13 protein-coding genes, 1 pseudogene and 1 riboswitch are annotated in these 15640 nt (G+C 28.2%); all 14 genes and pseudogenes read left to right on the forward strand.

Going from position 1 to position 15640, the window contains the following annotated elements:
* Positions 1–123 precede the first annotated feature (123 nt).
* A complete protein-coding gene (locus ACTG47_RS09645; RefSeq protein ID WP_479926996.1) occupies positions 124–777 on the forward strand; it encodes a histidine kinase in 654 nt (217 codons plus the stop codon).
* Between the two features lie 426 nt (positions 778–1203).
* Entirely contained in the window at positions 1204–1545 is a 342-nt protein-coding gene (locus tag ACTG47_RS09650; RefSeq protein ID WP_169466772.1) for a LytTR family transcriptional regulator DNA-binding domain-containing protein, read from the forward strand.
* Positions 1546–1673: 128 nt separating this feature from the next.
* The gene (locus tag ACTG47_RS09655; protein WP_479926997.1) at positions 1674–2111 is read left to right on the forward strand and encodes a DUF1653 domain-containing protein; all 438 of its coding nucleotides are present in this window, start codon (positions 1674–1676) and stop codon (positions 2109–2111) included.
* Positions 2112–2311: 200 nt separating this feature from the next.
* A complete protein-coding gene (locus ACTG47_RS09660; protein ID WP_169466777.1) occupies positions 2312–2953 on the forward strand; it encodes a histidine phosphatase family protein in 642 nt (213 codons plus the stop codon).
* A gap of 23 nt (positions 2954–2976) precedes the next feature.
* Positions 2977–4230: a BaiN/RdsA family NAD(P)/FAD-dependent oxidoreductase gene (locus ACTG47_RS09665; protein WP_479926998.1), complete on the forward strand. Its 1254-nt coding sequence runs from the start codon at positions 2977–2979 to the stop codon at positions 4228–4230.
* Positions 4231–4275: 45 nt separating this feature from the next.
* Positions 4276–4926, forward strand: coding sequence for a (d)CMP kinase (gene cmk, locus ACTG47_RS09670; protein ID WP_479926999.1), 651 nt, complete (start codon positions 4276–4278; stop codon positions 4924–4926).
* 48 nt (positions 4927–4974) lie between these two features.
* The gene (locus tag ACTG47_RS09675) at positions 4975–5571 is read left to right on the forward strand and encodes a lysophospholipid acyltransferase family protein (protein WP_479927000.1); all 597 of its coding nucleotides are present in this window, start codon (positions 4975–4977) and stop codon (positions 5569–5571) included.
* A gap of 13 nt (positions 5572–5584) precedes the next feature.
* Positions 5585–6424, forward strand: coding sequence for a 4-hydroxy-3-methylbut-2-enyl diphosphate reductase (locus tag ACTG47_RS09680; protein ID WP_479927001.1), 840 nt, complete (start codon positions 5585–5587; stop codon positions 6422–6424).
* Between the two features lie 251 nt (positions 6425–6675).
* Complete coding sequence (locus ACTG47_RS09685) at positions 6676–7821, forward strand: putative manganese transporter (protein ID WP_479927002.1); 1146 nt, start codon at positions 6676–6678, stop codon at positions 7819–7821.
* Positions 7822–8112: 291 nt separating this feature from the next.
* Entirely contained in the window at positions 8113–9810 is a 1698-nt protein-coding gene (ade, locus tag ACTG47_RS09690) for an adenine deaminase (RefSeq protein WP_479927003.1), read from the forward strand.
* Between the two features lie 273 nt (positions 9811–10083).
* Positions 10084–10547 (forward strand): annotated as a pseudogene (bcp, locus tag ACTG47_RS09695) (thioredoxin-dependent thiol peroxidase).
* Positions 10548–10556: 9 nt separating this feature from the next.
* Positions 10557–11300, forward strand: a complete 744-nt coding sequence (gene yaaA / locus ACTG47_RS09700) for a peroxide stress protein YaaA (RefSeq protein ID WP_479927004.1) — start codon at positions 10557–10559, stop codon at positions 11298–11300.
* 125 nt (positions 11301–11425) lie between these two features.
* Positions 11426–14083 carry a calcium-translocating P-type ATPase, PMCA-type gene (locus tag ACTG47_RS09705; protein WP_479927005.1) on the forward strand — a complete coding sequence of 886 codons (2658 nt, stop codon included), beginning with the start codon at positions 11426–11428 and terminating at the stop codon, positions 14081–14083.
* 53 nt (positions 14084–14136) lie between these two features.
* Positions 14137–14239, forward strand: a riboswitch (SAM riboswitch).
* 106 nt (positions 14240–14345) lie between these two features.
* Positions 14346–15611, forward strand: a complete 1266-nt coding sequence (locus ACTG47_RS09710; RefSeq protein WP_479927006.1) for an O-acetylhomoserine aminocarboxypropyltransferase/cysteine synthase family protein — start codon at positions 14346–14348, stop codon at positions 15609–15611.
* The last annotated feature ends 29 nt before the right edge of the window (positions 15612–15640 follow it).

Consider the following 15640-nt stretch of genomic DNA (forward strand, 5'->3'; position numbering starts at 1 on the left):
ATTATTAAAAATATTAAATAATTATATCAAATCTAATTATATGTTTATGCTATAATTAGTATGTATTTTTTATTAGATTATTTTATAAAAAAATATAATTTAATTATTACTGAGGATATTATTATGTTAGATACATTTATAACACTTGTCTCTTCTATTGTAGAAATATGGGCATGTAAAAAAGTTTTTGATTATACAAGTAAAGCAAAAGTTAATTTTAAAAAACTAAATATATATTTCTTAATTTCCGTTTTTCTTATTATTTCTTCTTTCTATATGAATATTGGAGCAGATAGTAGAATATGGATATGTATACTTATAATGGTTATTTTTTATAAGTTTAATTACAAAGTCAATATATATAAATGTTTAGTAATCTCGTTTTTTTATTGGTTGGTATTGATAGGTATAAATGCATTGAGTATGCTATTAGTAATATCCATAAATAATTTGGATAATATGAATATTTTACTTAGTGGAAATTTATATAGGTATGAAGCTATATTCTTAGGAAAGTTAATCTTAGTTATATTGCTTTATATTTATAAAATTTCTCGTAAAAATTTTAAAATTAGTAAAAAAGAGATATACATATGTGTTCCTATTATAGCGAACTTATTGTTATTTTTTGTACTCTATGATTATATTATCAATCTTGTGAAAATTTCTCCAGAGAAAAGAATTGCTTTTTTAGCAATAGTCTTCTTATTAATACTATCTAATATTTCAATATTTGTATTAATACGTATAATGCTTAAGATTAAAGAGAAAAAATAATATAAATTATTAGATATAAAAAGAAGATAGTAAATATGTCTAATTGCTATCTTCTAACAACACTCATTCTAGTTAAAAACTCACTTGTAAATAGATATATTAATAAATAAATTAAGTTACCAATTCAAATATAAATTCTAATAAATTTCATTTAGATAAAAAGTTAATAATTACTTTTTTATGTATAATTTTACATAGACTTATAGAAAAGTTATTTTATTAAAGACGGACATAAATATAAGTCGAAATATAATTTAAAAAAGTTGTTTTAACTTTAAAAAATAATGTTAAAAAGTAAACATAGGCCATAACCTTAAAAGAAATACTTTAAATATTTTAAATAAGCTAATCTTACATATATTTCCGATAGATTATATTGATAAAAAACACTAAAATTAAATTAATAAAGTACTTGGAGGGATGGCAATGAAAGATGAAAATTTTATTAATGTTGAATACGAAGATAAACGTTTTTCAATTAATATCAAAGAGATTTTGTACATAGAAAAACAAGAATATGAATCAAAGATTTATACCGAAAATGGTAATTACGAAGTTGGAGAAAATGCTCCTAGTATAAAAAAATTAATGAAAGAAGAAAATTTCTTCAAATGCAGTAATAGTTACATTGTAAATTTAGACAAGTGTGAATTTTATCTTAGCAATAATTGTATTTTTGTAAATAATAATTTTATAAGAATTTTAGGTTCAGAAAGAAAAAAGAAGTTAAAAAAGAAATTAGAAAAATTATATAATTATGAAGATTAATTTTTAGAGGTTGTATTTTATACAGCCTCTTTATTTATTGTATTATTAATAAAATTCAATTTATGATAAAATATAAAACAAGTAAGTCATTTAAATAAAAAATACTTTTTGAGAGAAAGGAAAGAGATATGGGAGATTATAATAAAATAGTTGAATTAAAAAATGGTTTAGATACTAATAAAAGAAAATTAAAATATCCTTGTATCTATAAGCATTTTAAAGGAAAATACTATGCTACAATGGGTCTTAGTAAGGCTACCAATAATGAGGATATAGAAAATATATGTAAACTATATAGCAAAGAAGATTTAAATAAAAATGGAAATAAATACAAGGTAGTTATTAAGCACACTGAAAGAGACGAAGATATGTGTGTATATATAGATTTAGATGGGAAATTTTATCATAAAGAAGAAAAAGATAAAAATGATTTAGTTCTATATAAGACCTTATATGATGATACAGGTATATTTGCAAGACCATTAGATATGTTCTTATCAAAAGTAGATACAGATAAATATTTTAATCCAATTCAGAAATACAGATTTGAAGAGTTTTATAAGTAATGTGTGAAAATTAGTTTTTATGGATACATAAAAACTCTGTTATAGAACAATAATTTATGTAAATATAAAAGAGATTTATTAGAAATAATATACTAGATTAAATTATAAAATAGAACAAAGTAAAGTATTGTATGATATAATTAAGTTTTGAGAAGTAATAACTTATATTTAATAAAAATAGGCATATATTAGGAGGGCATATGGGAAATACTTTTTATATAGTAAGACATGGACAAACAGATTGGAATCTTTTAGGAAAAACACAAGGTCATGGTAATTCAGACCTTACGCCTCAAGGTATAGAACAAGCAAAAGAACTTTCTGAGGATATTGGCAAATACTCAATTGATTATATTTTTAGTAGTGATTTAGGGAGAGCAATGCAGACAGCTCAAATCTTAGGTGATAAACTTAACCTTGAAGTTCAAAAAACAGAAGCTCTTAGAGAAATGGGTTTTGGAGTTTGGGAAGGTCTTTTAATAAAAGAGATTCAAAAAGACTATTCAGATATATATTCAACATGGAGAAATGAACCACACTTAGTAAATATACCAGAAGGAGAAACTCTTAAACTCATAAAAGACAGAGTAGATTCTTTTATAAAAGAATTAAATGAAAAATATGATAATAAAAATATAATTCTTGTTACTCATTCAATTACATTAAGAGTCATGTTATTGTCATTTTTAGAATCAGGTATGGAAAATATATACAGAATCAAGCAGGATAATACTGCTTTAAATATAGTAGAATTTAAAGATTATGGACCTGTTATAGTAAAAATGAATGACACAAGCCATATAAAAAATCATGTAAAGATAAATAATTCTGCATTAGAGTAGGAATTAATTATAAGGAGAAATTTATGAGTAAAGTTATAGTAGTTGGTGGAGGTGCTTCTGGAATGATGGCAGCTCTATCAGCTTCGAAAAATAATAATGAAGTGATATTAATTGAGAGAAATGGAGAATTAGGAAGAAAACTAAGAGCCACTGGTGGAGGGAGATGTAACTTTACCAACAATAGAGATATAGAAGATTTTTTTGATAAGGTTGTTAATAATAAGAAATTTCTCTACAGTAGTTTCTACTCATTTACAAATAAAGACCTTATTTCGTATTTTGAAAGTAGAAATTTAGAATATAAAATTGAAGAAGAAAATGACCATAAAGTATATACCAAAAATGACAAATCTATAGAAGTAATAGAAGTTTTAAATAAAGATTTAATCAATCACAATGTTAAGATAATGTACAACAAAAAAGTTATAGACATTATAACTGAAGACATCACTTTAACAAATGATTCTAATAAAGACAAGTCAAAGTATCTGATAAAAGGAGTCATTTTAGATAATGGAGATAAGATATTAGGAGATAAAGTCATTATATCGACTGGAGGAGTGAGTTATTCAAAAACTGGTTCAGATGGTTCAATGTATAAAATTCTTCAAAATCATGGACATACATTAAATAGACTATATCCAGCTTTAGTCCCACTTACAATAGAAGAAAAATGGATTAAAGATTTACAAGGAATATCTATGAAGAATGTGGAAATATCTTGTAAGATTAAGAAAAAGAAAATATCAAAAACAGGAGACATGTTATTTGCCCATTTTGGAATAACAGGACCCTGTGTGCTTATAATGTCCTCTTATATTAATAAGATTATTGATAAAGAAAATGTAGAATTAAATATAGATTTCTTACCAAATTTAAATGCTGATGAAATCTCTAATATAATCAGAGAATTTCCAAATAAAAATATCATAAATAATCTTAAACAAATACTGCCTCAAAATTTCTTAAAAGAAATTCTTACTTTATTATCTTTGAATGATAAGAAAGCAAGTGATTTATCTAAAGTGGATGAAATTAAAATTATTGAGTATATAAAACATATGAAGTTGACTTGTAATGGCAGCACAGGTATAAACACGGGGATGGTTACTTCTGGTGGAATCTCAGTTAAAGAAATTAACTCTTCCACTATGGAATCTAAATTAATTAAGAACTTGTTTTTTACAGGGGAAGTAATTGATATAGATGCTGAAACTGGAGGATACAATTTACAAATAGCTTTTTCAACTGGATATCTTTCGGGTATTAGTGTATAAGTGTAGTTACTGATAATTAAATATGAATAAATAGAGGTGTGTTATATGGGTAATTTAGTTATAGCTGTAGATGGTCCAGCAGGGGCTGGAAAAAGTACAATAGCTAAGATAGTAGCAAAAAAGTTAGATATAAATTATATAGATACAGGTGCTATGTATAGAGCAGTTACTTATAAGTGTTTAAAAAGTAATATTGATGTCAATAATGAGAAAGAAGTTATTAAGATAGCTAAAAATTCGGATATAGATTTTAAGAATAATAATATATACTTGGATAAAGAGATTATAAATGAAGAAATAAGAACAATAGAAGTAAGTAAGAATGTCTCTGTTGTAGCTAAAATAAAAGAAGTAAGACAGTTAATGGTTGAAGTTCAACGAAGAATAGGAACAAAGAGTTCAGTAATATTGGATGGTAGAGATATAGGTTCATATGTTTTCCCAAATGCAGATTATAAATTCTTTTTAGTAGCTACTCCAGAAGAAAGAGGAAGTAGACGTTATAAAGAACTTTGTAATAAGGGATATAATACTACTTTAAAAGAAGTAATTGAAGATATAATAAAACGAGATGAAATTGATTCAAATAGAGAATTTGCTCCATTGGTGAAAGCTAATGATGCACTAGAAATAGATACTACAGGGAAAACCATAGAAGAGGTTGTAGATGAAGTTATTTCTAAAATAAATCTTTAGTTTAATGTATCATAATAAAATATAATGTAGTATTGAAGGGAGATAAACGTGAATTTTTATAGATTTGCAATAACTATTTTTAAAGGTTTTTCTAAACTGTTTTTTAAGTACGAGGTTATAGGTGCTGAGAATATCCCAGATAGAGGAAATATAGTAGTAGCCTCAAATCATAAGTCTAATCTTGACCCTGTATTTTTAGCTGCTGCTATAGAAAATAGAGAAATAGCTGCAATTGCAAAAAAAGAATTATTTAAGATTAAGCCATTAGGATTTATATTAAAAAAATTGAATGTTATGCCTATAAATAGAGAAAAGCCAGATGTATCTACAATAAAAACTATTTTAAGGTCTATTAGAGATGGTTATATATTAGGTATATTTCCAGAAGGGACTAGAATTAAAGGAGATTCTTTTGGTAAAGCCAAGGCAGGTCTTTCTGTATTTACAATAAAGAGTAAGTCTAAAGTTGTTCCAGTATCAATAATATCTAAATATAAACTATTCAGTAAAGTAATTGTATATATTGGAGAACCGATATCGTTTGAAGAACATTTTAAAGAAAAATTGAGTAATGATGACCATGAAAGAATATCACAAGAGATTTTAGAAGTGATAAAACAAAATTACTTTAAATATTCAAAATAAGGGGGGAAAACTTGTGAATGTAAAAATAGCAAAACATGCTGGTTTTTGTTTTGGAGTTAAAAGAGCAATGAAAATGGCATGGGATGAAGTAGAAAAAAATAATTCTGGCATATATGCTCTAGGACCTCTTATTCATAATAAACAAGCAGTAGCAAAATATGAAGAAAAAGGTCTTAAGACTGTAGATGAAATTGATATAATACCAAATTATGAAAATATGATAATAAGGTCTCATGGAGTCCCTGAGAAGATATATAAAGAGGCTAAAGGTAAAAAGTTAAAAATAGTAGATACTACATGTCCATTTGTAAAGAAAATACATACAGTAGTAAGTGAGTACCATAATAAAGGTTATGAAATAATAGTTATTGGGGATATGAAACATCCAGAAGTCATAGGCATAAATGGATGGTGTGAAAATTCAGCAATAATAATAAAGACTGTAGAACAGATGGAAAATATGGAATTGGATAATTCAAAAAAATATTGTCTTGTGGCACAGACTACAATAAATCCAGATTTATATTCAAGTATAATTGCTAAATTATCAGATAAATTGGAAGAAATAGTGTTTAATGATACAATTTGTTCAGCTACAAAGACAAGACAAGAATCAGCTAAAGAATTAGCTAGAGAAGTTGATTGTATGGTAGTTATAGGGGGCAGACATAGCTCTAATACTCAAAAATTAGTAAAAGTTTGTGAAGACTTAGTTCCAACTTTTGCAATAGAAACTAAAGATGAATTGGATGTAGCTATGCTTAAAAAATATAAAACATTAGGTATTACAGCAGGAGCATCTACACCTAATTGGATAATAGAAGAAGTTGTGACATTCATTGAAAATTTATAAATTCAGTAGATAATACAGCATATGGACATTGTTATAACATAGAACTTATCTATTTATCATATGTGATTTCATACTACATGTGATAAATAGATAGCCTAATATCAAAAAGTGTGTATCTTAATGTATGAGAAATTAATAATATAAGATGCGCACTTTTTAATATTAGGAATATAAAAAATAAATTGATATTGATTATCAATAACAGATGAAATATAATATAATTATTGTGAAATTAGTAAGGAGGTAAATTAATGGAAATGTTAATATCTGCTTCTGAAGAAGCATTTTTACATGTGGGCTCTATGATTGGATTTTTTATTTTGTTATTTGGATATATTAATTATAAAACTAGTGGGAATTTTACTAATATAATATCAAAAAACAGAAAACTTCAACCTTTGATAGGTGCTTTAATTGGGGCTATACCAGGCTGTGGAGGAAGTTTAGCAATAATGCCATTATACATAAATGGAAAGTTGAGCTTTGGTGCAATAATCGCAAGTTTGATAGCGAGTATGGGAGATGCTGCATTTGTACTTATTTCAGCTAATATTAAGATGTATTTTTTTGTTACAATAGTTAGTACTATTACAGGAATAATAACTGGGCAGTTAGTAGATTATTTTAAACTTGAAGAAAAATTAGGGCTAAAAAAACGAAGAGAATTGGATAAACACAGTATAAATAAAACTAGTTCTAAAGAAGCACATAATCATGATGAAATAATTTTGGACAATCTTGCTAAATCTCATGGAAACACAAATAGACTTGCATTTATAATAACACATGGAAAAGGTTATAAAATTTATATAGGAATTATCTTAATAGGTTTTATATTTATGTCACTTGCTCACTCTGGGCTTAATCTGCCTATAATTGAGAAGCTACATTCTTTAGAAGAAGCAATCGCAGTTATTGGAATATTATTTTCAATAATTTATATGTGGTGTTTCAAAAAAGTATTTAAAAACTCCAACCAAAAAGAAGAAGAAAATAAAAAGATTTCTCTAAGAGAAATGCTTATACATTCTGTTGGGGAAATATCATTTGTAATTACATGGATTTTTATTGCATATCTTATTTATGATTTGATAATATTAATTTTAGGTGGAGATGAATACTTAGTCAAACTAGTATTATCAACTGGTGTAATAAGTGTATTTATAGGTGCAGGTCTTGGGCTTATTCCAGGGTGTGGTATACAAATTGTGCTTATGTCATTCTATTTGAAGGGAACTATACCACTTGGTGCAGTGATAGCCAACTCTATCTCTCAAGATGGAGATGCACTTTTCCCACTTTTAGCAATGGATAAAAAATCATCTTTATGGGCCATGATTATTACCACTATACCAGCAATACTTGTAGGTATGATAGTTTATGTATTTTTAGGATAAAGCTGATTCTATATAGATAAATATGAACGAATAATACAAGTTTGTAAATTTGTATTGTAAGGCTAATAATGAGAAGGCGTATAGGAAAATTTAATACGAGTAAGCTATTAATGAGAACATGAGAGATAATATTATTCCTCATGTTCTCTCTGTTTAATTAAATGAATAATGGAACAAATTTCAAGTGATACTTTTTATTAAAACTCATATATAATATATATTAATAAATCAAACTATAATATGTAATACGATAAGTATATTGATATAAAAAACATAAGAGGAGTTGTAAAAATGAGTACTTTAAAGAAAAAGTGTGATGTAGCAAGTGGAAGAAATAAAGCTGACATTGTACTTAAAAATGGAACAATCATAAATGTATTTACAGAAGAATTAATAGTAGGAGATGTAGCAATAGTGGAAGATACTATTGTTGGTATTGGAGATTACAATGGTGATGTAGAGATTGATTGTAGTGGTAAGTATATATCACCTGGCTTTATTGATGCACATATGCATATTGAATCTACAATGGTAATGCCAATTGAATTATCAAAAAAATTATTGAAATCAGGTACGACAACTATCATAGCTGACCCACATGAATTGGTTAATGTAAAGGGTGCAAATGCGATAGATTTTTTATTAGAATCGACAAAAGATATACCACTTAATGTATATATCATGATGCCTTCATCTGTACCTGCGACAAGATTTGAAACTAATGGAATTGGTAAATTTTGTGCAAAAGACATGGAGAAGTACATACATAATCCTAGAATTTTAGGATTAGGAGAGGTAATGTGCTTTAATGATGTTATAGATTCTGAAAAGGAAATATTAGATAAACTAGAACTTTTTAAAAACAAAATTGTAGATGGACATGCTCCAAATATAAGTGGAAAATCACTTCAGACATACGTGTGCGCTGGAATAGAAAATGACCATGAATGCATAACTTTTGATGAGGTATGTGAAAAATTGAGAGCAGGTTTGAAGATTTTAATAAGAGAAGGTAGTGCAGCGAAGAACTTGAAATCTATAGTAAATGGCTTGTTAAAGCATAACTTGCCAATTGAGGAATTTATGTTTTGCACAGATGATAAGCATTTAGATGATATAGAAAAACAAGGCCATATAAGATGGAATATAAAGTGTGCAATTGATTTAGGTATGGAACCTATCAAAGCTATAAAGATTGCAACATATAATTCAGCAAAAGTATATGGGCTAAAGAAGATTGGAGCAATAGGAGCTGGCTATAAGGCTGATATTGTTGTGTTGAATGATTTAAATAAAATGGAAGTGGAGAGTGTATATAAAGATGGCAAGTTAGTAACTAAAGAAATATTCTCTAATTACAATTATGAGATTAAAGACAAAGAGTTACTCAATACAGTTAAATTTAAAGAGGTTAGTAAAGAGAAAATACAGTTAAAATCTGGTGTAAAAGATTATGTAATGGAAATTGTACCTTATCAAATTTTAACAAATAAATTATATGAATCCATACCAAATGTAGATGGATATTTTGTTCCAAATAAAGAGTATTCAAAGCTCTGTGTTATTGAGAGACATAGGATGACAGGAAATATATCAATTGCACCACTAAAAGGATTTGGAATAAAAAGTGGAGCAATAGCCACCACAGTAGCTCATGATTCTCATAATATAATAGTTGCAGGGGATAATGATAATGACATAATAGTTGCAATAAATTATTTAAAAGAGATTCAAGGTGGTTATGTAATTGTATCAAATGGAAAAGTTATTAAACATCTAAGTCTCCAAGTTGCTGGATTAATTAGTACTCTTCAAGCTGAAGAAGTACAAAAAATAACTGACAATATGTTGGAGATAGCAAGAAATATGGGAGTTCCAAAGTATGTAGACCCTTTTATTACACTTTCTTTTATGGCACTTCCTGTTGTTCCGCAAATAAGGCTTACTGATTTAGGTTTGTTTGATGTTGAAGAATTTAAATTTATATAAATTATAATATTGTAAAAATAACAATAAATGGACAGTATTTAATATATATTAAATACTGTCCATTTTAATTAGTTTATTATTTAAACAGATTTTAAGTTTGGATATTATAATTAAACTATTTTTATTCATTTTTAGCATGTCAATATATAAAAATTATATATCGATGAATTTTTATACATAAAAAAATAAAATATTTTATTTACGAACAGATATATAGGGTAATAATATATACATAATATAAATTTATCAATAAAAACAAAAGGAGAGATATATATGTTGAGTATAGGAACAAAAGCACCAGAATTTACATTAGAAGATAAGGATGGAAATAAAGTAAGTCTATCGGATTTTAAAGGAAAAAAAGTAGTAGTATATTTTTATCCTAAAGATAATACACCAGGTTGTACACGTCAAGCTTGTGCTTTTAGAAACGCGTATGATGATTTAAAAAGGATGACATACAAGTTATTGGTATAAGTAAGGATAGCATAAAATCACATCAAAAATTTGCAGAAAAACATGAACTTCCATTTATTTTACTTTCTGACCCAGATTTAGTTGCTATTAAAGCCTTTGATGTATGGAAAGAGAAAAAAATGTATGGAAAAACTGCATTGGGAGTTGTGCGAGCAACATATGTCATAAATGAAAATGGAATTATTAAAAAGGTCTTTGAAAAAGCAAAGCCAGATACAAATGCACAAGAGATTCTTGAATATTTGGAAAAACAGGAGTAATAGAAATTTATGATTGTAATGTTATCACCAGCTAAAAATATGAAGCATATAGAAACATTTGATAGAGCGTTAAGTTTGCCTTGTTTTATAGATAATGCAAGTGAAATAGCGAAAAATATAAAAACATTTAGCATAGAAGATTTTAAAAATAAGATGAAAATCAATGAAAAATTAGCCATATTAAATAAAAATAGATTTGAGAATATTAAGTTTGATAGATTTGGAAGTCCTGCAATCTTAACTTATGATGGAATGCAATATAAAAACATAGAAGCAAATAGTTTTACAAAGCAAGATGAAGAGTTCGCAGACAGTTGTATTCGAATCATAAGTGGATTGTATGGGGTTATAAAACCATATGATAGCATATATGAGTATAGATTAGAAATGCAGACAAAATTACAGATACATGAATTTAAGAATTTATATGAATATTGGGGAAATAGCATATATAAAGAATTAATCAAAGAAAAAAGGGCTATTGTTAATCTGACATCAAACGAATATAGTAAATCCATAGAAAAATTTATTAAAGATAGTGATACATATATTACATGTACTTTTAAAGTAAGTAAAAATGGCAAATTAAAAGTTGAATCTACACAAGCAAAGAAAGCTAGAGGAATGATGGTAAAATATATTATAAAAAATAGAGTAAGAGATACTGAGGAACTCAAGAAATTTAATTTAGGAGGATATAAGTATCAAGAAAATCTATCTAATAATGGTGAATACGTATTTTTAAAAGAGTAAATGTATTTAAATATTGAGTGCTATTGTTAAATTTAGGTAAAATATACTTATTGTGTATTGAATTGAACTTGATTTTAAAATATAATTATTCTTAAATCAAAAAAAGAAAGGAGTGATCTTCCAAAATGGAAAATCACAAACAGATGCCTTGGCATTCAAGAGCAACACATGAGATTTTAGAAAGTCTAGATTCATCAGAAGAGGGGCTCACCGATACCGAGGCGGAAAAACGGATTAAAGAGAATGGTTTAAATGAACTGAGAAAAAAACCACCTAGAACAACTTTACAAATGCTTTGGAGTCAAATTACAGATGCTATGGTTTTAATACTAATAGGAGCCGCCATATTGTCTTTGATATTTGGAGAATTTACAGAAGCTTTTGTAATACTAATAATTGTAACAGTGAATGCAGTTATTGGAATTGTTCAAGAGAAAAAAGCAGAATCATCATTAGAAGCATTAAAAAATATGAATTCACCTATAGCTCGTGTTATGCGTGAGGGTGAAGAAAGTGTTATTCCAGCAAGTAATCTTGTAGTAGGAGACATTGTTTTTTTAGAAGATGGAGCGATGGTCCCAGCAGACCTTCGTTTGATAGAAACATCGAGTTTAAAAATTCAAGAAGCTTCATTAACAGGAGAATCTGTTCCATCAGAAAAAGATTCAGATACAATCTTATCTGAAGAATGTGTATTAGGAGACCGTAGCAATATGGCTTATACATCCTCAATCGTCACATATGGTAGAGGTGTAGGTGTTGTAGTTGCAACTGGTATGGATACAGAAGTGGGTAACATAGCACATCTTTTAGATTCACAAGATGATTTTGATACTCCTATAAAACGTAAACTTAATACTGTTGGGAAGACCTTAAGTGTCATAGGTATTATTGTATGCGTTATTATATTTGCAATAGGTGCATTTTATCAGAGACCTCTCTTACCAATGTTTATGATTGCAATTTCCCTTGCCATATCAATTATTCCAGAGGGATTACCTGCAACAGCTACTATTGTAATGGCTTTAGGCGTACAACGTATGGCTAAAAGAAATGCTTTAATTAGAAAATTACCTGCTGTTGAAACACTAGGAGGAGCCACAGTAATATGTTGTGATAAAACTGGTACATTAACCTTAAATAAAATGACGGTTACACATATTGCTGTAAATGGAGATTTTGAATCTGGTAAAGTTACATCAATAGATACTGCGTCTGAAAAACATCCACTAGTATATAAAGAGATTGTTTATGCTAGTGCACTTTGTAATGATGCATGTATTAATCCAGATAAAACAGATGAAATATTAGGTGACCCAACAGAGGGTGCATTAATTTTTATGGTCAACAAATTTGGAATAGATCAAGAAGCTCTTGAAGAAGAATATCCACGTGTATTTGAACAGCCTTTTGATTCTGATAGAAAATGTATGACAACTGTTCATAATATAGATGGAAATATTACTGCTTATACTAAAGGTGCAGTAGATGAAATTCTTGACTTATGTACTAAAATATTAACATCAAAAGGTGAAAGAAATATTACTGAATTGGATAAAAAGAATATACACGAATTATGTCTTACGATGTCTAAAGATGCATTGCGTGTACTTGGTTTTGCGAAGCGTGAGATTTCATCTATACCAAAAGAGGATAATGAAAACGTAGAATATGATTTGACATTTATAGGTATGGTTGGTATGATTGACCCTCCAAGAACTGAGGTAATTGATGCAGTAAATACTTGTAAAGAAGCAGGTATAAGAACTATAATGATAACAGGTGACCATAAAGTTACTGCCACAACAATAGCTCATGAATTAGGAATATGGAATGAAGGAAATACTGTTATATCTGGTGATGAACTTGATAATTTAAGTGATGATGAACTAGATAAAGCTGTTAAAAATGCTACAGTATTTGCTCGTGTATCCCCATTTGATAAACTTAGAATTATACAGTCTCTAAAAAGAATTGGAGAAGTACCAGCAATGACTGGAGATGGTGTAAATGATTCTCCTGCTTTAAAATCTGCTGATATTGGTATAGCTATGGGTATAAGTGGTACAGACGTTGCAAAAGATTCTTCTGATATGATTTTAATGGATGATAGCTTTACAACAATTGCTTATGCAATAAAAGAAGGTAGACGTGTATATAGAAATATACAGAAAGTTATACAATTCTTACTTGTTGGTAATATAGCAGAGATACTTACGTTGTTTGTTGCAATATTATTAAATTGGGATACTCCACTTCTTGCAGTTCATATTTTGTGGGTAAACCTTGCAACTGCTACACTTCCAGCTCTTGCACTTGGAGTTGACCCACCAAGTAGAAATATAATGAAGCATCAGCCAGTGAAATCAGCTACCTTATTTGAAAAAAATCTTATACAAAGAGTAGTTACTCAAGGTATATTTGTGGCAATAATGACTATTTTAGCATATAAAATTGGTCTTAATATAGAAAATCATGCTGTAGGTCAAACAATGGCATTTTGTGTATTAGCATTTTCACAAATGTTGAGAGCATTTAGCCAGCGTTCAAATACAGATTCCATGTTTAACAAAAATAATGGTAAGAACCCATTTCTTTTAATTTCATTTTTAACTTCTGCATTACTAATAGCAGTAATACTATTTGTACCTGTTTTTAGAAATGCGTTCAGTTTAACTATTTTAAATGGCTCAGAATGGCTTATAACAATCATTCTAGCCACAATGTCTGTAGTTCAAGTAGAGGTTGGAAAAGTTATTAAAAGAAAAATTTCGAAAAAATAGTTGACAAAATTAGGAAAAATATATAAGATATAAAACATAGAAAAATTAAATAAATCTTATCCAGAGAGGTGGAGGGACTGGCCCTATGAAACCCGGCAACCAGTATATTTATATACATTGGTGCTAAATCCTGCGGCGAAAGCTGAGAGATGAGTATAATTAAGCTTATACAGAGCCTGAGTTATATACTCAGGCTTTATTTATTTTAAATCTCATCTGGTAAATAGTTTAATTTTTACTAAAATCTAAGGGGGATACAAAAATGTATAATAAAGAAACAATATGTGTGCAAGGAAATTATAAACCAGGAAATGGAGAGCCAAGAGTATTACCTTTATATCAAAGTACAACTTTTAAATATAGTAGCATAGATGAACTTGCTGACTTATTTGATTTGAAGGTTGATGGACATATGTATTCAAGAATAAGCAATCCGACTGTTCAAGCTTTTGAAGAAAAAATAAGTTTGTTAGAAGGAGGAGTATCTTCTGTAGCTGTTTCATCAGGTCAATCTGCAAATATGTTAGCTGTTTTAAATGTATGTAAATCAGGAGATAGTATACTTTGTTCTTCAAAAGTATATGGAGGAACATTTAATTTATTAGGGTCTAGTCTTAAAAAATTTGGAATAGATTTAATATCCTTTGACTTAGATTCAAGTGAAGATGAAATAGTAAAACTTGCAAATGAAAGTACCAAAGTTGTGTTTGCAGAAACACTTGCAAACCCAACTCTTGAAGTTATAGATTTTGAAAAAATATCAAATGTAGCTAAGAGAGTGAATGTTCCATTTATAGTAGATAATTCACTAGCATCTCCAGTGCTTTGTAATCCTCTAAAATATGGTGCAAACATAGTTACTCATTCTACTACAAAATATCTAGATGGGCATGCTTCAAGTGTTGGGGGGATTATAGTAGATGGTGGAAACTTTAATTGGGATAATGGAAAATTTCCAGAGTTAGTGGAACCAGACCCAACATATCATGGAATAAGCTATACTCAAAAGTTTGGAAATGCTGCATATGCAACTAAGGCACGTGTTCAGCTACTTAGAGATTATGGGAACTGTTTAAGCCCATTTAATGCATATCTTACTAATTTAAATGTTGAAACACTTCACCTTAGAATGGAGAGACATAGTGAAAATGCTCTTAAAATAGCTAAGTTTTTAGAAAAACATGAAAATGTAGATTGGATTAACTATCCAGGACTTGAAGATAATAAGTATTATGAGAATGCCAAAAAGTATCTATCAAAAGGATGTAGTGGAGTTTTATCATTTGGAGTAAGAGGTGGATTAGAAAATGCCAAAAAATTTGTTGAAAAACTACAGATAGCATCTTTAGTTACACATGTTTCAGATGTAAGAACATGCGTTATACATCCAGCTTCAACTACTCATAGACAATTGACAGAAGAACAATTAATTGCGTCTGGAGTATTACCTTCACTAATAAGATTGTCCGTTGGAATAGAAAATGTAGAGGATTTGATAGCTGATTTAAATCAAGCTTTAAATTTCTAATAGTCTAAGAGAAAGAGAAGTGAGAAGAG

It is taken from the genome of Clostridioides sp. LIBA-6622 (genome assembly GCF_056716095.1).

Excerpts from the sequence above, each read along its gene's own strand:
- ade (WP_479927003.1), top strand. The coding sequence starts at position 8,113 with ATGAGTACTTTAAAGAAAAAGTGTGATGTAGCAAGTGGAAGAAATAAA.
- ACTG47_RS09655 (WP_479926997.1), top strand. The coding sequence starts at position 1,674 with ATGGGAGATTATAATAAAATAGTTGAATTAAAAAATGGTTTAGATACT.
- ACTG47_RS09650 (WP_169466772.1), top strand. The coding sequence starts at position 1,204 with ATGAAAGATGAAAATTTTATTAATGTTGAATACGAAGATAAACGTTTT.
- yaaA (WP_479927004.1), top strand. The coding sequence starts at position 10,557 with ATGATTGTAATGTTATCACCAGCTAAAAATATGAAGCATATAGAAACA.
- ACTG47_RS09660 (WP_169466777.1), top strand. The coding sequence starts at position 2,312 with ATGGGAAATACTTTTTATATAGTAAGACATGGACAAACAGATTGGAAT.
- ACTG47_RS09645 (WP_479926996.1), top strand. The coding sequence starts at position 124 with ATGTTAGATACATTTATAACACTTGTCTCTTCTATTGTAGAAATATGG.
- ACTG47_RS09685 (WP_479927002.1), top strand. The coding sequence starts at position 6,676 with ATGGAAATGTTAATATCTGCTTCTGAAGAAGCATTTTTACATGTGGGC.
- ACTG47_RS09665 (WP_479926998.1), top strand. The coding sequence starts at position 2,977 with ATGAGTAAAGTTATAGTAGTTGGTGGAGGTGCTTCTGGAATGATGGCA.
- cmk (WP_479926999.1), top strand. The coding sequence starts at position 4,276 with ATGGGTAATTTAGTTATAGCTGTAGATGGTCCAGCAGGGGCTGGAAAA.
- ACTG47_RS09710 (WP_479927006.1), top strand. The coding sequence starts at position 14,346 with ATGTATAATAAAGAAACAATATGTGTGCAAGGAAATTATAAACCAGGA.
- ACTG47_RS09705 (WP_479927005.1), top strand. The coding sequence starts at position 11,426 with ATGGAAAATCACAAACAGATGCCTTGGCATTCAAGAGCAACACATGAG.